This window comes from Streptomyces sp. BL1, from assembly GCF_057628045.1.
Map to the genome: position 1 here is coordinate 5,646,691 of NZ_JBXYWZ010000002.1, position 23,902 is coordinate 5,670,592.

The following is a 23,902-nucleotide window of genomic DNA, read 5'->3' on the forward strand; positions in this document are numbered from 1 at the left end:
CGCGGCGGCTCAGGTGGCGTCGTCGAGCGCGCCGGCGTCCTGCGCGAAGTCGCCGTCGGCGCCGGACTTCTCGTCGCCCGCGGCCTCCTCGGCCTCCCGTACGGGGAGGTCGGCGGCGAGCTGCGCGGCGCCCTGGATCAGCGGGAGCGCGAGCAGCGCGCCCGCACCGCCGCCGACCGACACGCCCTGGTCCAGCAGGGGTTCGAGCGCCATCCGGTCCAGCGCCTTGGCCTGCGCCGGCTCACCGCTGACGTGTCCGGCGACCCACCAGTCGGGCGCCCGGAACGCGGCGCGCTGCGCGACGAGCGCGCAGGCCGCGGACACCACCCCGTCGAGCACGACCGGCGTACGGCGCACCGCGGACTCGAGCAGGAAGCCGGTGATCGCCGTGAGGTCGGCGCCGCCGACGGCGGCCAGCAGCTGCAGCTGGTCGCCGAGTACGGGGCGGGCGCGGCGCAGCCCGTCGCGCACGGCCGCGCACTTGCGCATCCAGGCCAGGTCGTCGATGCCGCCCCCGCCGCGGCCCGTGACGACGGACGCGTCCGTGCCGCACAGCGCGGCGGTCAGCGTGGCCGCGGCGGTGGTGCCGCCCACGGAGAGGTCGCCGAGCACGACGAGGTCCGTCCCGGAGTCCGCCTCCTCGTCGGCGACGGCCATCCCCGCGCGGAAGGCCTGTTCGGCCTCTTCGGGGGTGAGGGTGTCCTCGGTGTCCAGCCGCCCGGAGGAGCGGCGCACCCGGTGCCGGGTGACCTCGGCGGGCAGCGCGTCGGCGTCGCAGTCGAGCGACATGTCGACAACACGCAGCGGAACGCCGCGCGTTGCGGCGAGGATCGCGGCCGGCGAGGCGCCGTCGAGGGCCTCGCGTACGAGCGTGTGCGCCGAACCGGCGGGCTCCGCCGACACATCGAGCTCCGCGACACCGTGGTCGCCGGCGAACACGACGAGCCGGGGCTGCGTCACGGGCGCGGCCGGCACCCGGGCCTGAGCCGCCGTCAGCCACTCGCCGAGCTCGTCGAGACGCCCGAGGGCACCCTCCGGGAGCCCCGTACGGGCCCGCCGCTCCTCGGCGTCGCGGCGGAGGCCGCCATGGGGCCGCTCGATGAGATCGGAGAAATCGTCCAGGTCCAGCGTGCGGTCGCTCATGTCCGCCGAGCGTACGGCACGCCTCCCCCACGGGGCGCAGCCCCCGCGTCTTCCGCGAGGGGCGAGGCGCAGGGGCGGAGCCCCGCCGGGTCCGGGGCGGAGCCCCGGGTGGGGTCCGGGGCTCTGCCCCGGTTTCCCCTTCTTCCCTGCCCTACGGGCAGGGCTGGGGTCTGGGGCGGCAGCCCCGGAAGAAACGGGTAGGGGCGGGTCTGGGGCTCAATCCCTCACGGCGGCGCGTGCGTTGGGTGCGGGGGGACGTGGCCTCGCGGCTGGCGGTCCGGTGTGCCCACCCGTTCCGCCCCTTGGGCGGACCAGCTGCCCACACCGCGTGGAGGTGTGCCCGCCCCGCGCGGCGGAGCCGCACATCCAACGCAGCCGCCCCTCGGGCGGACCAGCTGCCCACACCGGGCGCGTCAGCGCAGTGTCGTTGTGAGGCCTGCCGTCGTGAGGAGGACCGACTCGCATTCCGCTGCGAACGTCGCGTTCACGCGGCCGAGTTCGTCGCGGAAGCGGCGCCCCGCGGGCGTCGAGGGGACGACCCCGGAGCCGACCTCGTTGCTCACCGCGACCACCGTCCGCGACGTGGTCCGCAGCGCGGCGACCAGGTCCGTGACGCGTTCGCGCAGGGTCTGCTGCGCGTCGCCCTCCTGCCACTTCCCGTCGTCCCACGCCCCCGCCTCGTCCATGACGTGCGTCAGCCACAGCGAGAGGCAGTCGATCAGCAGCGGCGGCCCCTCGGAGGCCAGCAGCGGCACCAGATCGCAGGTCTCCTTAGTACGCCAGGAGGCCGGCCGCCGCTCGCGGTGCGCGGAGACCCGCTCCGCCCACTCCGGGTCGCCCTCGCGGGTGCCGCCCGTGGCGACGTACAGCACGTCGGGGAACGCGGCCAGCCGCCGCTCCGCCTCGGCCGATTTGCCGGACCGCGCGCCGCCCAGCACCAGCGTGCGGCGCGGCACGTCGGGTACGTCGTGGTACTCGCCGACCGTCAGCGACGTACTGTCCGGCACGGTCCGCGCGCCCACCGAGGCCAGCCGGCGGTGCAGTTCGGGACCGGGCGGCACATCGTGGTCGATGTGCACCGCGACGATGTCGGTGGTCGGGCCCGCCGCTCCCGAACTCCGCAGCCGTGCCAGCGCGTCGGGCCGCCCGAGCACGTCCAGCACGACCATGTCGTACGGGCCGTCGGCCGCCGCGCTCTCGTCGAGGCCCGCCGCCGCGGCGCCCGGCGGCAGATACAGCAGCCGCTCGCCGCCGGGCCCGGTGACGAGGTAGCCGGTGCCGGGCGAGTCCAGCGCGACGGCCTGCAGCCGGTGGCCGCTGATGAGGGAGAGCTGTTGGCCGTCCGGCACCCGGACGGGAGCGGGCAGGCCCGCGGGGAACTCCAGGGTGGGCCCGTCGTGCGGGTGGGACAGCGCGACCTGCCGTACGCCCTGCAGGGACTGGCCCGCGCGGGCCGCCGCGAAGGCGGGGCCCGGGGTGAGGTCGAGCAGCAGCGCGCCGTCGATCAGGAGCGCTGTCGCGGCGCGCGCCTCGTCGCCGTGGGCGGAGGCGCAGGCGGCGCAGGGGCAGCCGGGGCGGGGGAGGCCGGCGGGGGCGCCGGTACCGAGCAGAGTGAGTTCCACCCCACGATCGTCTCGTGCGGGGTCGTGCGGTGCGCACCCAGGACTAGTCTGCGAGCAGCAGAAGTCGATGTCGGGAGGCACAGATGGCGTGGACCTGGCGGTTCGAGAAGTCCGACGGTACGGAAACGGAACCGGCCGTTCAGCCAGAGGAGTTCCCCACCCAGGGCGACGCGGAGTCGTGGATCGGAGAGGTCTGGAAGGAGCTGCAGGAAGGCGGCACCGATCAGGTGACCCTGCTGGATGACGGGTCCACCGTGTACGGCCCGATGAGCCTCCACGCCGAGTCGCCCGCGGAGGAGTGACCCGCGGAGGACCGAGGGGGATGTCCCGTACGGGCGGCCGCACGCCGGCGCACGGCGTGCGGCCGCCCGCATCCCGGCTGCTGAACCGGGGGCTTGGCGGGCCTCAATAATTCATATTTAATAGCGGGGCCGGACTGTTGCCGTGACCCCCGGAGCCCCTTGTGACCACCCCCGCCCCCACCTCTCCCGGCCCTGACGACCCTTACGGGCCTGCCGCCGGGCGCCGGTTCGCCGGTACGAGCGCCGTCGTCACCGGCGGGGCCTCAGGGATCGGCGCGGCGACGGCGCGGCGGCTCGCGGCCGAAGGCGCCGGAATGCTGATCGCCGACATCGAGGACGCCGCGGGCGAGGAGACGGCGGCGGCCATCGAGGAGGCCGGCGGCCTGGCCGTCTACCAGCGCTGCGACGTGTCCCGCGAGGAGTCGTGGGCGGAGGCCGTCGCCGTGGCATCGCGCCGCTTCGGGCCTGTGTCGGCCCTGGTCAGCAACGCCTATACGGTGCGTGTCGCCCCCGCCGACGCGATCGGCGTCGAGGAGTGGGACCGGCAGCTCGGGGTGTCCCTGACCGGCTCCTTCCTGGGCGTCCGCGCCTGTCTGCCCGATCTGCGCAGCACCGGCGGCAGCGCCGTCCTGGTGTCCTCCGTGCACGCCCTCGTCGGGCTGCCCGGCCGCCCGGCGTACGCGGCGGCGAAGGCCGGACTCACGGGTCTGACACGGCAGTTGGCGGTCGAGTACGGGCCGGACGTACGGGTGAACGCGCTGCTCCCGGGCCCCGTGCTGACCCGGGCCTGGGACGAAGTGGGGGAGCGGGAACGGGCGTTGAGCGTCGAGCAGACCGTGGCGGGACGGCTGGGCCGGCCCGAGGAGGTCGCCGGGGCCGCCGCCTTCCTGCTGTCCGCCGATGCCTCGTTCGTCACCGGCGCCTCGCTCGTCGTCGACGGCGGCTGGAGCGTCTACAAGACCTCCGCCTGACCCCCGGCCCCGGCCACCGGACCCCTGGACTTCGTCCGGGACGTCCAGTAGGTGTCCCCGCGACACCGCGCGGACGACCGCCACCGCACTGTTGCCCCCACCCCACCCCACCCGAGGAGCGCACACCGTGAAAATCACCCGAGTCGAGACCTTCGCCGTACCGCCGCGCTGGCTGCTGTGCCGGATCGAGACCGACGAGGGGCACGTCGGCTGGGGCGAACCGGTCGTGGAGGGGCGCGCCGCGACCGTACGGGCCGCGGTGCGGGAGCTCGCCGACCAGTACCTGATCGGGGCCGACCCGCTGCGGATCGAGGACCACTGGCAGGTCATGAGCAAGGGCTCCTTCTACCGCGGCGGCCCCGTCCTCTCCTCCGCCGTGGCCGGGCTCGACCAGGCGCTGTGGGACATCGCCGGGAAGCACTACGGCGCCCCGGTGCACCAGCTGCTCGGCGGCCCGGTGCGGGAGTGGGTGCGCGCCTACTGCTGGGTCGGCGGGGACGAGCCCTCCGAACTGCGCGAGCACGTACAGGCCCAGGTCGAGGCCGGGTTCACCGCGGTGAAGATGAACGCCAGCGGCCGGATGAACCGGATGGCCACCGTCCGCGACATCGACGGGGTCGCGGCCCGCGCCGAGACCGCGCGTGAAGTCCTGGGCCCGGACGGGGACTTCGCGGTCGACTTCCACGGCCGCTTCACCGCCGCCAACGCCCGCCGGGTGCTGCCCCATCTCGCCCCGTACAACCCGCTGTTCGCCGAGGAACCGGTACTCCCCGAATATCCCCACCTGCTCAGGGACGTCGTCGCCGCCTCGCCGGTGCCCATCGCCACGGGGGAGCGGCTGTTCTCCCGTACGGAGGTGCTGCCGGCGCTCCAGGCCGGCATCGCCGTGCTCCAGCCCGATCTCTCGCACGCCGGCGGCATCTCCGAGGTACGGCGCATCGCCGCGCTCGCCGAGGCGTACGACGTGCTCGTCGCCCCGCACTGCCCGCTGGGCCCGGTCACCCTCGCCGCGAGCCTCCAGATCGCGTGCTGCACCCCGAACTTCCTCATCCAGGAACAGAGCATCGGCATCCACTACAACACCGGCGCCGAACTCCTCGACTACGTCGCCGACCCGGAACCCTTCCGCTTCCACGACGGACACCTGCGCCGCCCCACCGCGCCCGGCCTCGGCATCGAGGTGGACGAGCGGGCCGTACGGGAAGCGGACGGCTTCGACAGCTGGCACAACCCCGTGTGGCGGCACACCGACGGCTCCTTCGCCGAGTGGTGACCCGCACCTGACGCACCGGCCCCTGCCCGCCGCAGTAACCTCCCCGCACACCGGCATCCCCGCACAGCCCGCACCACCTGGAGCACCCCGCCATGGACAGCACCCGCCTCATGACCGACCTCCGCCGCCATCGCCTCGTCGCGATCGTGCGGGGCAGTGACGCCGAGGCGTCACTGCGGACCGTTCTCGCCCTCGCCGAGGAGGGCGTGCCCCTCATCGAGGTGTCGCTGAACACCGAGGACGCGCTCGGCGTCCTCGCGCGCGCCGCACGGGAACTGGGCCCGGACGTGGCGCTCGGCGCCGGTACGGTCCTCACCGCCGGCGACGTGAGCGCCGTACGCGAGGCCGGTGCGCGGTGGATCGTGACGCCGGCGGTGGCCGAGTCGGTCGCGGTGGCCGCGGACGCCGGACTGCCGGTGCTGGCGGGCGCGTTCACGCCCACCGAGGCGGTCGCGGCCGTACGGGCCGGGGCGGACGCGGTGAAGCTCTTCCCGGCCTCGGCGGGCGGGCCCGGCTATCTCAAGGCGCTCCGCGATCCGCTGCCGGACGTGCCCTTCGTGCCGGTCGGCGGGGTCGACGCGGAGGCGGCGCAGGCGTACTTCGCGGCCGGAGCGACCGCCGTGGGTGTCGGCTCGCCGCTGGTCGGGGACGCCGCGCACGGCGGGGACCTGGACGCGCTGCGGAAACGGGCCGCCACCTTCACCGCCGTCTGCGCGGCGGCCCCGGCGCCCGGGGAGGCCCCGGCATGACCGCCCCCGCATCCCCGGCGTCCGACGTCCTGACCTTCGGCGAGACCATGCTCGCGGTGCGCTGCCCGGGACCGCTGGAACAGGGCGGCGACGCCACGACGGCCGTCGCCGGCGCCGAGTCCAACGTGGCGGTCGGGCTCGCCCGGCTGGGCCACCGCGCCGCGTGGGCGGGCCGGGTCGGCGCCGACGAACCGGGCCGGCTCATCCTGCGGACGCTGCGCGGCGAGGGCGTCGACGTCACGTACGCCGGCTCCGACGACAGCGCGCCCACCGGGACGATGCTGCGCGAGCGCCGCGTCGCCGACCTGGCGCGGGTGCACTACTGGCGGGCCGGCTCCGCCGCCTCCCGGACGACCCCGCGGGACCTGGAGCCGGCGCTGGCCGACGGTGCCCGCGTCCTCCATCTCACGGGCATCACCTGCGCGTTGGGCGACGGCCCGCGCGACGCCGTACGCGCCGCCGCGGAACACGCGCACGCCCGCGGCCGGACCGTCGCGCTCGACGTCAACCACCGCGCACGGCTGTGGAGCAGGGGGACCGCGGCCGGTGTCCTGCGGCCGCTGCTCCCGTACGTGGACGTGCTCATCGCCTCCGACGACGAACTCCCCGTCGTGGCAGGCGATCCCGGTGAGGCGGGCGGGGCCGGGGACGGAGGCGAGGCCGCGCGCATCGCGTCGCTGCTGTCCTCGGGCGTCGGCGAAGTCGTCGTCAAGCGCGGCGCGGGCGGCGCCGAAGTGCACGGCCCCGACGGCCTGTTCGAGACCGCGGCGGCCCTGGACGTGCCCGTCGTGGACACCGTGGGCGCGGGCGACGCCTTCTGTGCCGGCTACCTCTCCGGCCTGCTGGACGGGCTCGGCCCCGCGGAACGGCTGCACCGCGGCACGGTGCTGGGCGGCTTCGCCGTGGCCACGGCCGGCGACTGGGAAGGCCTGCCGCACCGTGACGAACTCGGCCTGCTGGACGCCGTACCGGGCAGCGCCGTCCGCTGACGGCCCGTACGACGGCGGCCCGTACGACCGTCACCCCGGTCTGCCACGAGACGTCCGGGCCGGTCACCCCCCTGGGCTGCCGCCCGGCCGGGGGTACGGGGTTCGTCCCCAGGGAGAATGCAGTATTCGTATTTAAGGGCGCGCTCCGCGGGGCCGCGCCGGCCGCAGGTCCGTGAGGGAGTCAACGATGGCGTCGTACGCAGGGCGGGGAGTGCACGGCCAGGTGGTCGAACTGCTCGGTTCCCGGGTCGTCTCCGGCGGGATCGGCGAGGGCGACACCCTGGACCTCCGGGCGCTCGCCGAGGAACTGGACATCAGCCTGACCGTGATCCGCGAGTCCCTGAAGGTCCTCGCGGGCAAGGGCCTGGTCGGCGCGCGGCAGAAGCGCGGCACCTTCGTACGGCCGCGCACCGACTGGAACCTCCTGGACACCGACGTGATCCGGTGGCGAGTCGCCGGCGGCAAGGGCGACGGGCTGCTGCGCGACCTCGCGGAGATGCGCGCCATCGTCGAGCCGGCCGCGGTCCGGTGCGCCGCGCGGCGCCGTACGGACGAGGACCTGGCCGCACTGGACGAGGCGCTGGCCGCGATGGGCGAGGCCGGCGACGACGCCGCGTCGGCTGCCGCAGCGGACGCGGCGTTCCACCGCGCGCTGCTCGCCGCGTCGGGCAACGAGATGCTGGCCCGGCTCGACCTGCTGATGGAGCCGGGGCTGCGGGCCCGGGACAGCATCGTGCACGCGCCGCACGGGTCGGCCGACGACCCGGTGCCCAGTCACCGCGCGGTGCTCGACGCCATCCGGGACCGCGACGCGGAAGGAGCGGCCGCCGCCATGGACGCGCTGCTCGCCAAGTCCGCCGCGGACCTCGACCAGGCACGGAGCGGGCAGGGCACGCACTGACGGCGCACCCCGCCCCGGACCCTGGAGTCCCGTCCAGTCACGAGCGGCCGAGCGTGACCTTCGCCGTCTTCGTCCGGCCGTCCCGCTGGTAGATCACTTCGACCTTGTCGCCGGGCCGGTGCGACGTGAGCGCCTCGGTGAGGGACACGGCGTCCGTGATGCCCTCGCTGCCCACCTTCTCCAGGACGTCGCCGGGCTTCAGTCCGGCCTCGCCCGCGGCGCTCGGCCGGGTCAGCGAGACGATCGCGCAGCCGGAGGCCCGGAGCCGGTCGTCCAGGACCGTCCGCACCTTCACACCGAGCGTCGCCTTGTCGGCGTCGGTGACCTTCCCGTGCTCGATCATCTGGCCCGCGATCTTGCGGACGGTGGTCGACGGGATGGCGAAGCCGATGCCGGGCGCCGCCCCGTTGTCCAGCTGCGGGTCCCGGGCCGAGAGGGTCGGGATGCCGATGACGTGCCCCGACAGATTGACCAGGGCGCCGCCGCTGTTGCCGGAGTTGACGGCCGCCGAGGTCTGCACCATGTTCCCGAGGGTGGCCTGGCCGCGGCCCTCGTTCACCGTACGGCCGACGGCCGAGACGATGCCCTGCGTGACGCTGGAGGACAGGCCGAGCGGATTGCCCATCGCCAGCACGATGTCCCCGACGCCCGCCTTCTTCGCCGTCTCGAACCGCGCCGGGTGCAGATCCCCGGGCGGATGCTTCAGCTTGATCACGGCCAGGTCCTGGTCCGGGTAGCTCGACACCAGCTCCGCGCCGACCGGGCCCTTGCCGGTGGCCAGCGTCACCTGGAAGTCCGAAGCCCCGCCGACGACATGGGCGTTGGTGACGATGTGCCCCTTCGTGTCGTAAACGACGCCGGAGCCCAGCCCGTCGGACGTGGTGATCTGCACGACGGACGGCAGGACGTGGTCCACCACTTCCTTGTAGCTGCGCTGCAGATCGTCGCCGGTCACCGGCGCCGGCGAGGACGCCGCGGACGGGGAGGCGGACTTCCCGCCGTGGTCGCCGGACGCGGCGGGGGAGCCGCGCCCGCCGGAGGGGCCGGAGTCCTGGCCGCCCGAGCAGCCGGCCGCGAGCAGCGCCGCCGCGCACACGGCGGCGAGCACGGTGCTCCGCGGTCCGCGGCGCCGTACGCGGGCAAGGGGTGACGAGGGAGAACGGGATAGCGACATGCCCGGAGTGTCACCGATGTCCGGCTTTGCGGCCGGGATTCGGCCCGTCAGGCGCCGCGTACTCCGCACAGATGCAGCATCGGCGCCACCGCCCGGTACGGATCGGTACGGCCGGCACGCAGCTCGGCCTCCAGCATCCGCTCGTCCGGCTCCTCCTCCGGCCCGTCGGTCTCGGGGCCGGAGCCCGTGAAGACCTGCACCCCGTACCACTGCCGCAGCGGCGCCCCCAGCCCCGCCATCAGCGAGGTGAGGCTGTCGAGGCGGAAGTCGCGGCCGGGAAAGCCGAAGGCGGCCAGCGCCGCGTCCCAGTCGCCCGCCCTGGCCGGATGCATGGCCAGCGCGTCGTCGTTGCGTACGAGCAGCGACAGCAGCCCGCCCGCGTCCAGCACCCGCGCGAGCCCCGCGAGGGTGTTGCCCGGATCCTGGGCCTCCATCAGATCCCCGTGCGAGAGCACCAGGTCGAAGGTGCCGGGCAGGAAGTGCGCGCCGGTGTCCTGGCTGCCGCCGGGAACGATCCGGACACGCCCGCGTATCTTCTCCGGCTCCGCCTCCAGCGCGGTACGCGCCAGCTGCAGCAGATCCGGGTCGGCCTCCAGGCCGGTCACCCTGTGGCCCGCACGGGCCAGCCGTATCGCCTGCTCCGCGTTGTCGCGTCCCAGGCCGGCGTCGAGCACACGCAACTCGCGGCCCACCGGAGAGTGGGCCGCGAGCTGTTCGTCGAGCTGACGGGTGACCAGCTCCTGCCGGATCAGGGCCGCTCGCCGCGGGCGACCTGCGGCTTGGGCAGGCGCATACGGCGCAGCTGGAGGGTGCGCATCAGGGCGTAGCCGACGGCGCCGCGCTTGTTCTCCTTCGGGAAGCGCTCGTTGAGCGCCTTCTTCAGGCGGCGGCCGGTCAGCACCGAGTCGATGACGATCAGCACGATGACGAAGAGCCACAGCAGCAGCGAGATGTTCTTCATCTGGAGCGAGGGCATCATGCTCAGCACCAGGATGATCACCGCGATGGGGAGGAAGAACTCCGCCACGCACCAGCGCGAGTCGACGAAGTCCCGGGCGAAACGGCGCACCGGGCCCTTGTCGCGCGCGGGCAGGTAGCGCTCGTCCCCGTCGGCCAGTGCCTGGCGCTGGCGCGCCATGTCGCCGCGGCGGGCGTCGCGCTGTCGCTTGGATGCCTCCTTGCGGCTGGCCGGTGCCTTGGCCACGGTGCGGCGCTGGGTCTGCGCCTCATTCCGCTTCGGCGTCGGCCGGCCCTTGGGGGCCTGCGGGTCGCGGGTCTGCTGGGGCTCGGCGTCGCGCACCGTGGAGGTGCCGGCCTGCCCGTCCTTCGATCGGCTTCGGAACACACCCCCAGACTACGGTGTGCACCCCCGGGAGCGGCACTCCTCCCTGCGCGGGAGAAATCGCGGACCCCGATCGTTCTTCAGGAGGACCGCATCCGGTGCCGAACAGTGCGGTAATGGAACCGGGCCCCGTAGGCTGGGGTCTGTACATGCGTAAGGCCCAGTCCGTGACGAAAAGGGGGCGCGCGAGGCCCATGAGCGGTGTCATGAAGCGTATGGGAATGATTTTCCGCGCGAAGGCCAACAAGGCCCTGGACCGGGCCGAGGATCCGCGCGAGACGCTGGACTACTCGTACCAGAAGCAGCTGGAGCTGCTGCAGAAGGTGCGCCGCGGCGTCGCCGACGTGGCGACCTCCCGCAAGCGGCTGGAGCTTCAGCTCAGCCAGCTCCAGGGGCAGTCCGGAAAGCTGGAGGACCAGGGCAAGAAGGCCCTGGCGCTCGGCCGCGAGGACCTGGCCCGCGAGGCGCTCTCCCGGCGGGCCGCCCTGCAGCAGCAGGTCAGCGACCTGGAGACGCAGCACCAGACGCTGCAGGGCGAAGAGGAGAAGCTGACCCTCGCGGCGCAGCGCCTGCAGGCCAAGGTGGACGCCTTCCGCACGAAGAAGGAGACCATCAAGGCCACTTACACGGCGGCCCAGGCGCAGACCCAGATCGGCGAGGCCTTCACCGGCATCTCCGAGGAGATGGGCGACGTCGGCATGGCGATCCAGCGTGCCGAGGACAAGACGGCGCAGATGCAGGCCCGTTCGGGAGCCATCGACGAGCTGCTCGCCTCCGGCGCCCTGGAGGACCCGTCGGGCACGGCGAAGGACGACATCACGGCCGAGCTGGACCGGCTCTCCGGCGGCACGGACGTGGAGCTGGAGCTGCAGCGCATGAAGGCCGAACTGGCGGGCGGCAGCGGCGACGACCGTCAGGCGATCGAGGGCGGCGGGGCCCAGCAGGGCGAGTCCGCCGGGCAGCAGGCGCAGGACGCGCCTAAGTTCGACAAGCAGTGAGCCGTGCGCGGGGCGCCGCCCGCGTCCGCACACAGTGACCTGCTGACCGGTTCCCCGCCGGAAGGAGAGCGACATGATCGTACGGATCATGGGGGAAGGGCAGGTGAAGCTGGACGACAGCCACTTCACCGAGCTGAACAGGCTGGACGACGAGCTGCTCGCCGAGATGGAGACCGGGGACGAGACCGGGTTCCGTCGCACGCTGGGCGCGCTGCTCGACGCCGTACGGTCGATGGGCACTCCGCTGCCCGACGACGCGCTGGAGCCTTCCGAGCTGATCCTGCCGTCGAACGAGGCGTCCCTCGAAGAGGTGCGGGAACTGCTCAGCGACGACGGACTGATCCCGGGCTGACCGCGCGCCGTCCTCCGGCGGCGCGCCGGCACGCATGTACGCGGACACGAAAGCGGACCGGCTCCCCGGGGATCCCCGGGGAGCCGTAACGTGCCTGATGTGACGAACAGTTCAGCGGCGACGCGCGAGTGGCTGCGCGCGCACCCGTACCTGGTGGACACGCTGATCGCGGTGGGTGCGCTCAGCGCGATCCTGCTCGGCGCCTCCACCGAGCCGCACGGCGCCGGAGGGCAGCCGCAGTTCGGCGAGCGGGCGCTGACCGCCCAGACCGTCGTGCTCGCCACGCTCGCCTGCGGAGCGCTGGTGCTGCGCCGCAGGGCCCCGCTGCCGGTGCTCTGCATCACCGGGCTGATCTGTGTCGTCGGGCTGGTCCTCGACCCGTCCGACGCCGCGCCCTCCGACCGGCGCGCACCCATCGTGGCCGCCGCCGTCATCGCGCTCTACACGGTCACCAACAGCACGGACCGGCTGACCAGTTGGCGGGTCGGCCCGCTGGCCGTCGCGGTGCTGACCGCCGCCGGAATGCTGTTCGGGGCCCGGCCCTGGTACGCCCAGGAGAACCTCGCCATCTTCGCCTGGACCGGCCTGGCCGCGGCGGCGGGCGAGGCCGTACGCAGCCGGCGCGCGTTCATCGACGCCATGCGGGAGCGCGCCGAACGGGCCGAGCGCACCCGCGAGGAGGAGGCCCGGCGCAGGGTCGCCGAGGAGCGGATGCGCATCGCGCGGGAGCTGCACGACGTCGTCGCGCACCACATCGCGCTGGTCAACGTGCAGGCGGGCGTGGCCTCGCACGTCATGGACCAGCGCCCCGACCAGGCCAAGCAGGCGCTCGCGCACGTACGGGAGGCCAGCCGGCACGCGCTCGACGAGCTGCAGACCACGGTCGGGCTGCTGCGCCAGTCCGGGGAGAGCAGCGCGCCCACCGAACCGGCCCCCGGACTCGCGGTGCTGGACGACCTGGTGGACGGCTTCGTACGGGCGGGGCTCACCGTGAGCGTCGAGGAGGAGCCCGGTCCCGGCTCCGGGGGAGGGGCGCTGCCCTCGGCCGTCGACCTCACCGCGTACCGCGTGGTGCAGGAGGCGCTGACGAACGTGCAGAAACACGTCGGCACCGGGGCGCAGGCCGAGGTGCGGATCGCCCGCCGTGCCACGGAGGACGGCGAGGCGCTGGAGGTGAGCGTCACCGACGACGGCGCCGGAGTGGCCGTGACCGGTCCCGTGGACGAGCCGGCCGACGGCAGGGCCGGGGACGGAACGCAGGGAGATGCCCGGGAGGGCGGGGCCGAGGAGGGGCACGGCGGCCACGGGCTGCTGGGCATGCGGGAACGCGCCGTGGCGCTCGGCGGCGTGTGCGAGACGGGACCGGTCGCGGGCGGCGGCTTCCGGGTCCTCGTACGGCTTCCGCTGCAGCCCAGGACGAAGGAGACCCCCGTATGACGATCCGTGTCGTACTCGCCGACGACCAGGCGCTGTTGCGCAGCGCCTTCCGGGTGCTGGTCGACTCCGAGACCGGGATGGAGGTCGTCGGGGAGGCCGCCGACGGCGACGAGGCGGTGGCGGTCGCCCGTGAGCAGTCCGCCGACGTGGTGCTGATGGACATCCGGATGCCCGGCTCCGACGGGCTCGCCGCGACCCGCGCCATCAGCGCCGACCCGGACCTCGCCGACGTCAAGGTGGTGATCCTGACCACTTTCGAGGTCGACGACTACGTGGTGCAGGCGCTGCGCGCGGGCGCTGCCGGGTTCCTCGGCAAGGGCGCCGAGCCGGACGAACTGCTGAACGCCATCCGGATCGCGGCCAAGGGCGAGGCCCTGCTGTCGCCGGTGGCGACCCGCGGGCTGATCGCGAAGTTCCTCTCGGGCAGCGGCAGTTCCCCCGCCCGGGAGGACACGGAAGGTACGGAAGCGGACACGCTGGCCGCGCTGACCGGGCGGGAGCGCGAGGTGCTCGCGCAGGTCGCCGCGGGCCTGTCGAACGACGAGATCGGCGCCCGGCTGGCCGTCAGCCCCCTCACCGTCAAGACGCATGTGAACCGCACGATGTCCAAGCTCGGCGCCCGGGACCGGGCGCAGCTGGTGGTCATGGCGTACGAGAGCGGTCTCGTCCGGCCGGGAAGCTGACGGCCGGACGGGACGGCCGCTCCGGCTACGGCAGGGCGAGCATCCGCTCCAGGGCCTGCTTGGCGAACTTCTCGGTCTCCGCGTCGACTTCGATGCGGTTCACGACGGTGCCCTCCACCAGCGACTCCAGCGCCCAGACCAGGTGCGGGAGGTCGATCCTGTTCATGGTCGAGCAGAAGCAGACCGTACGGTCCAGGAAGACGATCTCCTTGTCCTGCGCGGCGTAACGGTTCGCCAGCCGCCGGACCAGGTTCAGCTCCGTACCGATGGCCCACTTCGAGCCGGCCGGCGCCGCTTCCAGCGCCTGGATGATGTACTCCGTCGACCCGACCTGGTCGGCGGCCTCGACCACCTCGTTCTTGCACTCGGGGTGGACCAGCACATTGACGCCCGGTATCCGCTCGCGGACCTCGTTCACCGAGTCCAGCGAGAAGCGGCCGTGCACGGAGCAGTGGCCGCGCCACAGGATCATCTTCGCGTCCCGCAGCTGCCGCGCCGTCAGCCCGCCGTTCGGCTTGTGCGGGTTGTAGACGACGCAGTCCTCCAGGGACATCCCCAGATCGCGTACGGCGGTGTTCCGGCCGAGGTGCTGGTCGGGCAGGAACAGCACCTTCTCACCCTGCTCGAACGCCCAGTCCAGGGCGCGTTTCGCATTGGAGGAGGTGCAGATCGTGCCGCCGTGTTTCCCGGTGAACGCCTTGATGTCGGCGGAGGAGTTCATGTACGAGACGGGCACCGTGGCGTCGGCCACGCCCGCCTCGGTGAGCACGTCCCAGCACTCGGCGACCTGTTCGGCGTTCGCCATGTCCGCCATGGAGCAGCCGGCCGCCAGGTCGGGGAGCACCACCTGCTGGGCGTCGCTGGTGAGGATGTCCGCCGACTCGGCCATGAAGTGCACACCGCAGAACACGATGTACTCGGCGTCGGGCCGGGCCGCCGCCTCCCTGGCGAGCTTGAAGGAGTCGCCCGTCACATCGGCGAACTCGATGACCTCGTCCCGCTGGTAGTGGTGGCCGAGCACAAAGACCCGGTCTCCGAGCTGCTCCTTCGCCGCACGGGCGCGCTCCACCAGGTCCGGGTCGGAGGCGGCGGGCAGATCACCGGGGCAGTCCACCCCGCGCTCGCTCTTCGGGTCGGAATCCCTGCCGAGCAGCAGCAGCGCGAGAGGTGTCGGCTGTACGTCGAGGGGCTGGGCGGTGTCCACGCGGCACCCCACCCTTTCGTGTTTGTGCCGTCCAAGGCTTTTCGTCTAACTGACGCTATCTATCATAGCCGCTTCACGTCAGAATGACGATGCCGATCGCGTCACTGTGACGCACTCCCCGTTCACCGGGATCGACGCACTCCCCGCACGCCGAGCCGGTGTGCGAGCATGAGGGACAGCAAGCCGTAAAAAACGTGCCGGCCCTGGAATGAATCCGGGATGCCGCCGGTTGTCCCCGACGGCAGAGCAGTCCGTACAACCCGGGAGAGAAGCAGATGTCCGTTTCGGACGAGACCGCTGTGAGCGAGGGCATCATCCTGTCCGACACCGCCGCAGCGAAGGTCAAGAGCCTGCTCGAGCAGGAGGGCCGTGACGACCTCGCCCTGCGTGTGGCCGTCCAGCCGGGTGGTTGCTCCGGCCTGCGCTACCAGCTCTTCTTCGACGAGCGATCGCTTGACGGCGATGTCGTCAAGGACTTCGACGGCGTCAAGGTCGTCACCGACCGGATGAGCGCCCCGTACCTGGGCGGCGCCTCCATCGACTTCGTCGACACCATCGAGAAGCAGGGCTTCACGATCGACAACCCCAACGCGTCCGGTTCCTGCGCCTGCGGCGACTCCTTCAACTGAGCCGCGCGGCACACCCCGCGAACAGCACGACGGCGGCGGACCCCTTCGAGGGTCCGCCGCCGTCGTCGTTGTCAGGTGGGGATCAGCCGGCCGGGAGGGACTTCCCGGAGCGGGTGTCGACGACCTTGCGGCCGTCCAGCGGCTTGTCGAGCTGCACCTCGACGCTCTGCCGCTTCGCCATCTTCACGCAGACCTTCTTCTCGTCCGGGTGCTTCGGCGCGACCGTGACACGGACGGACTTCGCGCTCTCCTCCGCCGTGGCCTTGTAGGTGTCGCAGACGCCGCCCCAAAAGGTCAGCTTCAGAGTGCGGCCGTCCGCCTTGTACGAACTGACCGCCTGCCGCACGGCCTTGTCGGAGGAGCCGCCGCCCGCGCCGATCTCGTGCCCCTCGTCCTTGCCGGGCTTCTCCTTGCCGCCCGGCTCGTCCGGCTGGGCCGACGGGTCCTTGCCGCCGGGCTCCACCGGCTCCGGCAGTGGCATCGGGCCGCCCTGACCCCCGCCCGGCTTCAGATACTTCGCGCTCACCGCCGGGTGGGCCACCGGCTCGGGGCTGCTGCCGCCGGGGAGCTTCACGTCGTACAGCCACGACGGCACCAGCACCGGCTTGCCGTGCGACTGGTGTGCCGCCAGGCCCAGTTCCGCGCCGCTCACCTTCACCGGCTCCGGCTTCGCGCCCTTGGGGAGCGCGGGACGCTGGGAGTTGAGCTGCCGCAGCGTCTCCTTCGCGGAGTTCAGCGGATAGCTCGCACCCTCCTTCGTCTCCGTCAGCTTGCCGTGCCCGCGCAGCAGCTTGCCGTCCGGGCCCACGATGAAGCTGCTGTCCCAGCCCTGTACGGGCAGGTCCGCGATGCGCGGGGCGGCCTCGACGATGCGCGTACCGCCGCCCGTCGCGTCCGCCGTCACCTTCGCGCCGGACAGCTTGAGCGCGTCGAGCGCCGGGTCCGCCGCGTCCTTCGCCTTCGCCTCGGACACCGGCTCGCCCTTGACGGGCGGCGTGGCCGAACTGTCGCGGGTGTACGTCCAGTTGCCGGCATTCGCCCCCGTGTCCACGGTCAGCGAGGGCTCCGAGCCCTTCCCCGGAGTGCCGACCGTCCAGCGGTCCCGCTCCTTCTCCGGGCTGCCCGGCACGTGCAGCGCCTTCGCCAGCGCGGCGACGCCGGCGCGGTCCGGGCCCGCCGGGCGGTGCACGGCCGCGGAGTCCGGGCCGTCGGGGAGCGCGCCGGGCTCGGCGCGGTACGGCTGTGCGTTCGTCGGCTCGCCCGGCAGGATGCCGGGCCCGCTCTTCCCGTCGGGGGACTTCCCGTCGGCGCCGGCACCCTGCGCGGTGCCGAGGCCGTCGAGTGCGAGCTGCGGCGGCTTGCCGCCGGAGGCGGGTGCGCCCCCGCTGTCGCCCGCGGTCGAGGCCCAGTACGCGCCTCCGCCGCCGGCCAGCAGCACGGCCATCGCCACGGCGAACACGGTGCGCCGCTGACGGCGCCGCTGTCCGTGCTGCTCAGTGGCTTCTGCATCCCCGCCAACAGCAGGGGACGGTTCGGTGCTCACCTCATCGCTCCTTCTTCAGTCCGCTCACCACGGGAGGTGTGGACCGGGGTCCGGACCTCTCATGTGCTGACGCGGATGTGACGGAGCGCCGGAGCGAACGGTTCCCCGCTGGTGGCGAGCGGGGCGCCGTACGCGTATACGCAGTTGTGTACGTGGGTGTGCCGACGGGGTGGGTGCCGGGCGCGGAGGCTCAGTTGCCGTATTCGGACATTCCGTCGAGCAGACGCGCGGAGCGGGCCGGAACACGGACTCCGTGCAGGGCATCGGGGCGCACGGCGGGGGGCTGCGGGGCCACGGAGGAGTCGGTCACCCGCCAGTGCGGTGCCATCAGCGCACAGTCACCGAGAAGTTGCTCCAGGGAATCGTGATCGGCGGCGGGGCGCGCGGTGTTCTCCATGGATTTGACGCTACGCAGCCGGTGACCTGCCGGGAAGGCCCTACTATCGGGTAATTGTGCCCTGTTCGTATCTGGGCGTTGAGCGGGTAGCGTGCCTCGTGCCCTCCGGAAACGGAGGGAGACCACTAACCGTCTCCTCTCAGGAGCAGATTTAGTCGTGCGTATCGCAGTTGCAGGCTCCATCGCGAACGATCACCTGATGACCTTCCCGGGTCGGTTCACGGACCAGCTGGTCGCGGACCAACTCCACACGGTCTCGCTGTCGTTCCTCGTAGACGAACTCGACATCCGTCGGGGAGGTGTCGGAGCCAACATCGCCTTCGGCATGGGCCAGCTCGGGGCCACCCCGATCCTGGTCGGCGCGGCAGGCGAGGACTTCGACGATTACCGTGCCTGGCTGGACCGGCACGGTGTCGACACCGGCTCCGTCCACATCTCGGAGACCGCCCACACCGCCCGGTTCACGTGCACCACGGACTCCGAGCACAACCAGATCGGGTCCTTCTACGTGGGAGCCATGGCCGAGGCGCGGCTGATCGAGCTGCGCACGGTCGCGGAGCGGGTCGGGAAGCTCGACCTGGTCTGCATCGGCGCGGACGACCCGGAGGCCATGCTCCGGCACACCGAGGAGTGCCGGAGCCTCGGCATCCCCTTCGCCGCCGACTACTCGCAGCAGATCGCCCGGATGGAGGGCGAGGACATCCGCACCCTGACCACGGGTGCCAAGTTCCTCTTCTCCAACGAGTACGAGCGCGAGCTCATCCTCAGCAAGACCGGCTGGACCGAGGAGGAGCTCCTCGAGCAGGTCGAGATGCGCGTCACCACGCTGGGCAAGAACGGCGTGCGGATCGAGCGCAAGGGCGAGGAGCCCATCATCGTGGGCGTCCCGCAGGAAGAAGCGCGGGTCGAACCGACCGGCGTCGGCGACGCGTTCCGCGCCGGCTTCCTCTCCGGCCTCGCCTGGGGCGTCAGCCTGGAGCGGGCCGCGCAGGTCGGCTGCATGCTGGCCACCCTCGTGATCGAGACCGTCGGCACCCAGGAGTACGAGCTGCAGCGCAGCCACTTCCTGGAGCGCTTCACCAAGGCCTACGGCCATGACGCGGCGAGCGAGGTCCAGGCCCACCTGGCCTGACCCGGCAGCACGTCTGTGAAGGGGGCACCCGGGCTGGGGGTGCCCCCCTTCACGTTTGTCCGCCCCGGAAGGGGCGCCTGGAACTGCGCGAACCCGGACACGTCGCGAACCGCAGCCGTCCCGGAATCTCCGGGGGCACACGAGGCGGAGCGCTCAGTGACGGCGGACCCGGTACGCAGTACCGTCCGCGCCGAGATACTCGTGGCCGCGCATCTGGCACCAGGCGGGGATGTCCAGCCGCGCCGCCTCGTCGTCGGCCAGCACCGTGACGATCCCGCCGCGCGGAACCTCGTCGATGACCTTCGCCAGCTCGATCACCGGCAGCGGGCAGAGCTTGCCCAGCGCGTCGACGGTGCGGTCCGCGGACTCCGGTACGTCCCTGGAGGCGGACTCCGGGGTCCTTCGTGCGGGTGATTCCCCCGGTGCGTACAGCTGTTCCCGTACGCCCGCCACCGCGTCCGGCAGCGCGGTGAGGAATCCCTCCACGCTCTCCTCCGTCGTGCCCGGCGGAAGCGAAACCCGGACATTCCCCTCCGAGAGCACGCCCATCGCCCGCAGTACGTGACTGGGCGTCAGCGTGCTTGATGTGCACGACGAACCGGACGAGACGGAGTACCCCGCGCGGTCCAGCGCGTGCAGCAGCGCCTCGCCGTCCACGTACAGACAGGAGAAGGTCACCACGTGCGGCAGCCGGTGCACCGGATCGCCCACGACCTCGGTGTCCGGGACGAGTTCCGGCACGCGGGCGCGGATCCGGTCCACCAGGGCGCGCAGCCGGGCCGCTTCGGCGTCGGCCTCGGCCCGTACCGCGCGGAGCGAGGCGGCAGCGGCCACCACCGCCGGGATGTTCTCGAAGCCGGGGGCGCGGCCCGACTCCCGTTCGTCGGCGGGTGACGGGGGAGCGAACCGGGTGCCCTTGCGTACGGCGAGAAGTCCGACTCCCGGCGGGCCGCCCCACTTGTGGGCGCTGCCGGTGAGCACGGACCAGCCGGGCTCCGGCGCGTACCAGCCCAACGACTGGGCCGCGTCGACCAGAAGAGGAACACCCGCCTCGGCGCACAGCTCCGCGACGCCGGCGACCGGCTGCACGGTGCCCACTTCGTGATTCGCGGACTGGAGACACGCGAGCGCGGTGCGGTCGCCGAGCGTCTCCGCGTACGCCTCCGGAGTCACCCGGCCCGTACGGTCCACCGGCACCTCGGCTACGGAACCGCCGCGCTGTTCGTGGGCGGCGGCCGCGTGCAGCACGGCGGAGTGCTCCACGGCCGAGTGCACCAGACGGTCGCCCGCGCGGCGCCGCCCGGCGAGGGCGCCGGCCACACCGGTGTGCAGTGCGTGGGTTCCTGACGGTGTGAAGGACAGCTCGTCGGGGCGGCAGCCGGCCGCTTCGGCCGCGCTCTCCCGCGCTGCGTCCAGCAGCAGCCGGGCGCGGCGGCCCTCGCGGTGCAGCCGGGACGGGTCCGCCCAGCCCTCGTCGAGTGCGGCGAGCAGGGCCTGGCGGGCGACGGGGTGCAGGGGAAGAGAGGAGGCGGCGTCGAAGTTCGGCACGGGGTCACGCTAGCGCGTGGGCCTGCGCGAGGGGGGGACGTGTGTTCGGGGCGCGGATGCCGCGTGCGTCAACGTATGCCTCGGGGAAGTGCCGGGCGGGTGCGGGTCACGCCGTGGCCGGGTTCGCGCAGTTCCCCGCGCCCCTCATGGGGGCACATCTCTTCTCTTCGCACCGTCAGACGGCTTGGTGGAGTGGGGCGTTCCACCCCATCGGGGTGGTGGTCGGCGCGTTAGGCACCCTCCTCGCGCGACCCAAAATCGAGTCCAGTAGGGTTTGGTCCGCATAAACATCCAAACCCCTGCCCGCGCCAGGGCCCGCGCCCGACCATACGGCCGAGCCCGGATGGGCGGGCGAGACTCTCGGGAAGGCGCTACGTGAGTCCCAACGGCCCCGACCGCTCGTCGCGGCGCCCGATGCGGCGGAAGCTGCACCAGGCGTTTGCCGCGGGCCTGGTCCTGGCGACCGCGACCGGTTGCACATATAAGGACTTCCCCCGCCTTGGTATGCCCACCCCGGTCACCGACGAGGCTCCGCGGATCCTCTCTCTCTGGCAGGGCTCCTGGGCGGCAGCGCTCGCAGTGGGCGTGCTGGTCTGGGGTCTGATCCTGTGGAGCGTTTTCTTCCACCGGCGTTCCAGGACCAAGGTAGAGGTTCCTCCGCAGACCCGGTACAACATGCCCATCGAGGCGCTGTACACCGTGGTCCCCATCATCATCGTGGCGGTGCTCTTCTACTTCACGGCCCGCGATGAGACGAAGCTCCTGGAGACCTCCAAGAAGCCGGACCACGTGGTCAACGTGGTCGGCTACCAGTGGAGCTGGGGCTTCAACTACGTGGAGAACGTGGACGGGAAGACCTCGACCTCGAACACGAACAACAAGGAACTCGACGCCATCCCGGACAGGATGACGAAGACGTTCCCGCAGGGCGCGGAAGGCGTCCACGACGTCGGTACGCCGGGCGAGCGGAACCCGCAGAACAACAACCCGGGTCCGACGCTGTGGCTGCCGAAGGGCGAGAAGGTCTCGTTCATCCTGACCTCCCGCGACGTCATCCACTCCTTCTGGGTGGTGCCGTTCCTGATGAAGCAGGACGTCATCCCCGGCCACGTCAACCGCTTCGAGGTGACTCCCAACAAGGAGGGCACCTACCGGGGCAAGTGCGCCGAACTCTGCGGCGCCGACCACTCCCGGATGCTCTTCAACGTGAAGATCGTCTCCCCGGAGCGCTACCAGAAGCACCTGGAGGACCTGGCGAAGAAGGGCCAGACCGGCTACATCCCGTCGGGTACCGCCACCACGGGCGGCGCCAAGAATGCGGAGACGAATAACCCGTGAGCATCCAAGAAGAAACCCAGGGTGCCGCCGCAGCGACAGCCGAGGCAGCACCTCAATATCCTCGAAAGAGCCCCGGCGCGGCTGTGGTCGACTGGTTGACGACCACCGACCACAAGAAGATCGGGACGCTCTACTTCGTCACCTCGTTCGTGTTCTTCTGCATCGGCGGCGTCATGGCGCTGTTCATGCGTGCCGAACTCGCCCGCCCCGGCACCCAGGTGATGTCGAACGAGCAGTTCAACCAGGCGTTCACCATGCATGGCACGATCATGCTGCTGATGTTCGCCACTCCGCTGTTCTCCGGCTTCGCCAACTGGATCATGCCGCTGCAGATCGGCTCGCCCGATGTGGCGTTCCCGCGGCTGAACATGTTCGCGTACTGGCTGTACCTCTTCGGCTCGGTCATCGCGGTGGGCGGTTTCCTCACCCCGAACGGTGCCGCGGACTTCGGCTGGTTCGCCTACTCCCCGCTCTCCGACGCGGTGCACTCGCCCGGCGTCGGCGGCGACATGTGGGTCATGGGTCTGGCGCTGTCCGGCTTCGGCACGATCCTCGGCTCGGTCAACTTCATCACCACGATCATCTGCATGCGCGCACCCGGCATGACGATGTTCCGCATGCCGATCTTCACGTGGAACGTGCTGCTCACCGGTGTGCTGGTGCTGCTGGCCTTCCCGGTGCTGGCCGCCGCGCTGTTCGCGCTGGAGGCGGACCGGAAATTCGGGGCGCATGTCTTCGACGCCGCGAACGGAGGGGCGTTGCTCTGGCAGCACCTCTTCTGGTTCTTCGGGCACCCCGAGGTCTACATCATCGCGCTGCCGTTCTTCGGCATCATTTCCGAGGTCATTCCGGTCTTCAGCCGTAAGCCGATGTTCGGCTACATCGGTCTGATCGCCGCGACGATCTCCATCGCCGGCCTTTCGGTGACGGTCTGGGCGCACCACATGTACGTGACGGGCGGCGTGCTCCTCCCGTTCTTCTCGTTCATGACGTTCCTGATCGCCGTGCCGACAGGTGTGAAGTTCTTCAACTGGATCGGCACGATGTGGAAGGGCTCACTGTCCTTCGAGACACCGATGCTGTGGACGATCGGCTTCCTGATCACCTTCACCTTCGGTGGTCTGACCGGCGTCATCCTGGCCTCGCCGCCGATGGACTTCCACGTCTCCGACTCGTACTTCGTCGTGGCGCACTTCCACTACGTGGTGTTCGGCACCGTCGTCTTCGCGATGTTCGCCGGATTCCACTTCTGGTGGCCGAAGTTCACCGGCAAGATGCTCGACGAGCGGCTCGGCAAGATCTGCTTCTGGACGCTGTTCGTCGGCTTCCACGGCACGTTCCTGGTGCAGCACTGGCTGGGCGCCGAGGGCATGCCCCGCCGGTACGCCGACTACCTGGCGGCCGACGGCTTCACCGCGCTGAACACGATCTCGACGATCAGCTCGTTCCTGCTCGGCCTGTCGATCCTGCCGTTCCTCTACAACGTCTGGAAGACCGCCAAGCACGGCAAGAAGGTCGAGGTCGACGACCCCTGGGGCTACGGCCGTTCGCTGGAGTGGGCGACCTCCTGCCCGCCGCCGCGGCACAACTTCCTCACCCTGCCGCGGATCCGCTCCGAATCCCCGGCCTTCGACCTGCACCACCCGGAGATCGCCGCGCTCGACCAGCTCGACCACGACGGCTCGGGTGACAAGGCGCTGGCCGGCAGCAAGGAGGCCGGAAAGTGAAGATCCAGGGCAAGATGTTCCTCTGGCTGGCCGTCTTCCTGCTCGCCATGGCGATCGTCTATGGCGTCTGGTCGAAGGAACCGGTCGGCACCACCGGGCTGTTCCTCGCCTTCGGACTGTCCATCATGATCGGCTACTACCTGGCGTTCACCGCACGCCGCGTGGACGCCGGCGCGATGGACAACAAGGAAGCGGACGTCGCGGACGACGCCGGCGAACTGGGCTTCTTCAGCCCGTACAGCTGGCAGCCGCTGTCGCTGGGCCTGGGCGGCGCGTTCGCCTTCCTGGGCGTGGCCGTCGGCTGGTGGCTGGTCTACGTCTCGGCGCCGCTGCTGCTCATCGGCCTGTTCGGCTGGGTTTTCGAGTACTACCACGGTGAGAACCGGACCCAGTAGGACTGTTCTTCCGCTCACGGGTCGGCCCCCGGATTCGTCCGGGGGCCGACCCG

The 23,902-nt window shown here is 71.9% G+C and carries 24 protein-coding genes; 15 read left to right on the top strand and 9 right to left on the bottom strand.

Features of this window, described 5'->3' with window-relative positions; translation table 11 throughout:
- Nucleotides 1-9: 9 nt before the first annotated feature.
- Both AC3AGO_RS24770 and AC3AGO_RS24775 read right to left on the bottom strand, forming a co-directional pair.
- Nucleotides 10-1,128: a nicotinate-nucleotide--dimethylbenzimidazole phosphoribosyltransferase gene (locus tag AC3AGO_RS24770; RefSeq protein ID WP_487824798.1), complete on the bottom strand. Its 1,119-nt coding sequence runs from the start codon at nt 1,126-1,128 to the stop codon at nt 10-12.
- 428 nt (nt 1,129-1,556) lie between these two features.
- A complete protein-coding gene (locus tag AC3AGO_RS24775) occupies nt 1,557-2,765 on the bottom strand; it encodes a bifunctional adenosylcobinamide kinase/adenosylcobinamide-phosphate guanylyltransferase (protein ID WP_487822435.1) in 1,209 nt (402 codons plus the stop codon).
- A gap of 83 nt (nt 2,766-2,848) precedes the next feature.
- Between AC3AGO_RS24775 and AC3AGO_RS24780 the strand changes: the two genes are divergently transcribed.
- The 6 genes from AC3AGO_RS24780 to AC3AGO_RS24805 all read left to right on the top strand — a co-directional run bounded on the left by AC3AGO_RS24780 (nt 2,849) and on the right by AC3AGO_RS24805 (nt 7,950).
- Nucleotides 2,849-3,067, top strand: coding sequence for a hypothetical protein (locus AC3AGO_RS24780; protein WP_487822436.1), 219 nt, complete (start codon nt 2,849-2,851; stop codon nt 3,065-3,067).
- A gap of 161 nt (nt 3,068-3,228) precedes the next feature.
- The gene (locus tag AC3AGO_RS24785) at nt 3,229-4,038 is read left to right on the top strand and encodes an SDR family NAD(P)-dependent oxidoreductase (protein WP_487822437.1); all 810 of its coding nucleotides are present in this window, start codon (nt 3,229-3,231) and stop codon (nt 4,036-4,038) included.
- Nucleotides 4,039-4,165: 127 nt separating this feature from the next.
- Nucleotides 4,166-5,311, top strand: a complete 1,146-nt coding sequence (gene dgoD, locus AC3AGO_RS24790; protein ID WP_487822438.1) for a galactonate dehydratase — start codon at nt 4,166-4,168, stop codon at nt 5,309-5,311.
- Nucleotides 5,312-5,403: 92 nt separating this feature from the next.
- Nucleotides 5,404-6,060 carry a bifunctional 4-hydroxy-2-oxoglutarate aldolase/2-dehydro-3-deoxy-phosphogluconate aldolase gene (locus AC3AGO_RS24795; RefSeq protein WP_487822439.1) on the top strand — a complete coding sequence of 219 codons (657 nt, stop codon included), beginning with the start codon at nt 5,404-5,406 and terminating at the stop codon, nt 6,058-6,060.
- Nucleotides 6,057-7,049, top strand: a complete 993-nt coding sequence (locus AC3AGO_RS24800) for a sugar kinase (RefSeq protein WP_487822440.1) — start codon at nt 6,057-6,059, stop codon at nt 7,047-7,049. The genes AC3AGO_RS24795 and AC3AGO_RS24800 overlap by 4 nt, the downstream gene beginning before the upstream one ends.
- Before the next feature lie 187 nt (nt 7,050-7,236).
- On the top strand, nt 7,237-7,950 hold the full coding sequence (locus AC3AGO_RS24805; protein WP_487822441.1) for a FadR/GntR family transcriptional regulator: 714 nt from the start codon (nt 7,237-7,239) through the stop codon (nt 7,948-7,950).
- Between the two features lie 37 nt (nt 7,951-7,987).
- On the opposite strand, the gene AC3AGO_RS24810 is transcribed toward AC3AGO_RS24805, so the two are convergent.
- From AC3AGO_RS24810 to AC3AGO_RS24820, 3 genes are read right to left on the bottom strand one after another with little or no spacing between them, the layout of a single operon-like run.
- Nucleotides 7,988-9,124: a S1C family serine protease gene (locus AC3AGO_RS24810; protein ID WP_487822442.1), complete on the bottom strand. Its 1,137-nt coding sequence runs from the start codon at nt 9,122-9,124 to the stop codon at nt 7,988-7,990.
- Nucleotides 9,125-9,171: 47 nt separating this feature from the next.
- A complete protein-coding gene (locus tag AC3AGO_RS24815; protein ID WP_487824799.1) occupies nt 9,172-9,876 on the bottom strand; it encodes a methyltransferase domain-containing protein in 705 nt (234 codons plus the stop codon).
- Nucleotides 9,873-10,469: a DUF3043 domain-containing protein gene (locus AC3AGO_RS24820; RefSeq protein WP_487822443.1), complete on the bottom strand. Its 597-nt coding sequence runs from the start codon at nt 10,467-10,469 to the stop codon at nt 9,873-9,875. The genes AC3AGO_RS24815 and AC3AGO_RS24820 overlap by 4 nt, the downstream gene beginning before the upstream one ends.
- A gap of 191 nt (nt 10,470-10,660) precedes the next feature.
- On the opposite strand from AC3AGO_RS24820, the gene AC3AGO_RS24825 reads away from it, so the two are divergent.
- The 4 genes from AC3AGO_RS24825 to AC3AGO_RS24840 all read left to right on the top strand — a co-directional run bounded on the left by AC3AGO_RS24825 (nt 10,661) and on the right by AC3AGO_RS24840 (nt 13,936).
- On the top strand, nt 10,661-11,464 hold the full coding sequence (locus tag AC3AGO_RS24825) for a PspA/IM30 family protein (RefSeq protein WP_487822444.1): 804 nt from the start codon (nt 10,661-10,663) through the stop codon (nt 11,462-11,464).
- 73 nt (nt 11,465-11,537) lie between these two features.
- Nucleotides 11,538-11,816, top strand: coding sequence for a PspA-associated protein PspAA (gene pspAA / locus AC3AGO_RS24830; protein WP_487822445.1), 279 nt, complete (start codon nt 11,538-11,540; stop codon nt 11,814-11,816).
- A gap of 90 nt (nt 11,817-11,906) precedes the next feature.
- Complete coding sequence (locus AC3AGO_RS24835) at nt 11,907-13,253, top strand: sensor histidine kinase (protein ID WP_487822446.1); 1,347 nt, start codon at nt 11,907-11,909, stop codon at nt 13,251-13,253.
- Nucleotides 13,250-13,936: a response regulator gene (locus AC3AGO_RS24840; RefSeq protein WP_487822447.1), complete on the top strand. Its 687-nt coding sequence runs from the start codon at nt 13,250-13,252 to the stop codon at nt 13,934-13,936. Before AC3AGO_RS24835 ends, AC3AGO_RS24840 begins: the two co-directional genes overlap by 4 nt.
- Nucleotides 13,937-13,961: 25 nt before the next feature.
- Here the strand turns inward: AC3AGO_RS24840 and nadA are convergent, their stop codons facing one another.
- Nucleotides 13,962-15,140: a quinolinate synthase NadA gene (gene nadA, locus AC3AGO_RS24845; RefSeq protein ID WP_487822448.1), complete on the bottom strand. Its 1,179-nt coding sequence runs from the start codon at nt 15,138-15,140 to the stop codon at nt 13,962-13,964.
- A gap of 275 nt (nt 15,141-15,415) precedes the next feature.
- Here nadA and AC3AGO_RS24850 point away from each other — a divergent pair, with 275 nt between their 5' ends.
- Nucleotides 15,416-15,769: a HesB/IscA family protein gene (locus AC3AGO_RS24850; protein ID WP_487822449.1), complete on the top strand. Its 354-nt coding sequence runs from the start codon at nt 15,416-15,418 to the stop codon at nt 15,767-15,769.
- An 82-nt stretch (nt 15,770-15,851) separates the two neighbouring features.
- Here AC3AGO_RS24850 and AC3AGO_RS24855 read toward each other — a convergent pair whose 3' ends face one another.
- Both AC3AGO_RS24855 and AC3AGO_RS24860 read right to left on the bottom strand, forming a co-directional pair.
- Entirely contained in the window at nt 15,852-17,312 is a 1,461-nt protein-coding gene (locus tag AC3AGO_RS24855) for a hypothetical protein (protein ID WP_487822450.1), read from the bottom strand.
- Nucleotides 17,313-17,502: 190 nt separating this feature from the next.
- Complete coding sequence (locus AC3AGO_RS24860; RefSeq protein ID WP_487822451.1) at nt 17,503-17,709, bottom strand: hypothetical protein; 207 nt, start codon at nt 17,707-17,709, stop codon at nt 17,503-17,505.
- 157 nt (nt 17,710-17,866) lie between these two features.
- Here AC3AGO_RS24860 and AC3AGO_RS24865 point away from each other — a divergent pair, with 157 nt between their 5' ends.
- The gene (locus AC3AGO_RS24865; RefSeq protein WP_487822452.1) at nt 17,867-18,841 is read left to right on the top strand and encodes a carbohydrate kinase family protein; all 975 of its coding nucleotides are present in this window, start codon (nt 17,867-17,869) and stop codon (nt 18,839-18,841) included.
- Between the two features lie 153 nt (nt 18,842-18,994).
- Here AC3AGO_RS24865 and AC3AGO_RS24870 read toward each other — a convergent pair whose 3' ends face one another.
- Nucleotides 18,995-20,389: an aminotransferase class V-fold PLP-dependent enzyme gene (locus AC3AGO_RS24870; RefSeq protein ID WP_487822453.1), complete on the bottom strand. Its 1,395-nt coding sequence runs from the start codon at nt 20,387-20,389 to the stop codon at nt 18,995-18,997.
- A gap of 375 nt (nt 20,390-20,764) precedes the next feature.
- On the opposite strand from AC3AGO_RS24870, the gene ctaC reads away from it, so the two are divergent.
- From ctaC to AC3AGO_RS24885, 3 genes are read left to right on the top strand one after another with little or no spacing between them, the layout of a single operon-like run.
- Nucleotides 20,765-21,727, top strand: a complete 963-nt coding sequence (gene ctaC / locus AC3AGO_RS24875; RefSeq protein WP_487822454.1) for an aa3-type cytochrome oxidase subunit II — start codon at nt 20,765-20,767, stop codon at nt 21,725-21,727.
- Nucleotides 21,724-23,454: an aa3-type cytochrome oxidase subunit I gene (gene ctaD, locus AC3AGO_RS24880; RefSeq protein ID WP_487822455.1), complete on the top strand. Its 1,731-nt coding sequence runs from the start codon at nt 21,724-21,726 to the stop codon at nt 23,452-23,454. The genes ctaC and ctaD overlap by 4 nt, the downstream gene beginning before the upstream one ends.
- Nucleotides 23,451-23,849, top strand: a complete 399-nt coding sequence (locus AC3AGO_RS24885) for a cytochrome c oxidase subunit 4 (protein ID WP_487822456.1) — start codon at nt 23,451-23,453, stop codon at nt 23,847-23,849. The genes ctaD and AC3AGO_RS24885 overlap by 4 nt, the downstream gene beginning before the upstream one ends.
- Nucleotides 23,850-23,902 lie beyond the last annotated feature (53 nt).

Coding starts and splice junctions, on each gene's coding strand:
- AC3AGO_RS24810 (WP_487822442.1), bottom strand. CDS start 9,124: ATGTCGCTATCCCGTTCTCCCTCGTCACCCCTTGCCCGCGTACGGCGC.
- AC3AGO_RS24805 (WP_487822441.1), top strand. CDS start 7,237: ATGGCGTCGTACGCAGGGCGGGGAGTGCACGGCCAGGTGGTCGAACTG.
- AC3AGO_RS24780 (WP_487822436.1), top strand. CDS start 2,849: ATGGCGTGGACCTGGCGGTTCGAGAAGTCCGACGGTACGGAAACGGAA.
- pspAA (WP_487822445.1), top strand. CDS start 11,538: ATGATCGTACGGATCATGGGGGAAGGGCAGGTGAAGCTGGACGACAGC.
- AC3AGO_RS24825 (WP_487822444.1), top strand. CDS start 10,661: ATGAGCGGTGTCATGAAGCGTATGGGAATGATTTTCCGCGCGAAGGCC.
- AC3AGO_RS24840 (WP_487822447.1), top strand. CDS start 13,250: ATGACGATCCGTGTCGTACTCGCCGACGACCAGGCGCTGTTGCGCAGC.
- AC3AGO_RS24795 (WP_487822439.1), top strand. CDS start 5,404: ATGGACAGCACCCGCCTCATGACCGACCTCCGCCGCCATCGCCTCGTC.
- AC3AGO_RS24860 (WP_487822451.1), bottom strand. CDS start 17,709: ATGGAGAACACCGCGCGCCCCGCCGCCGATCACGATTCCCTGGAGCAA.
- AC3AGO_RS24850 (WP_487822449.1), top strand. CDS start 15,416: ATGTCCGTTTCGGACGAGACCGCTGTGAGCGAGGGCATCATCCTGTCC.
- AC3AGO_RS24800 (WP_487822440.1), top strand. CDS start 6,057: ATGACCGCCCCCGCATCCCCGGCGTCCGACGTCCTGACCTTCGGCGAG.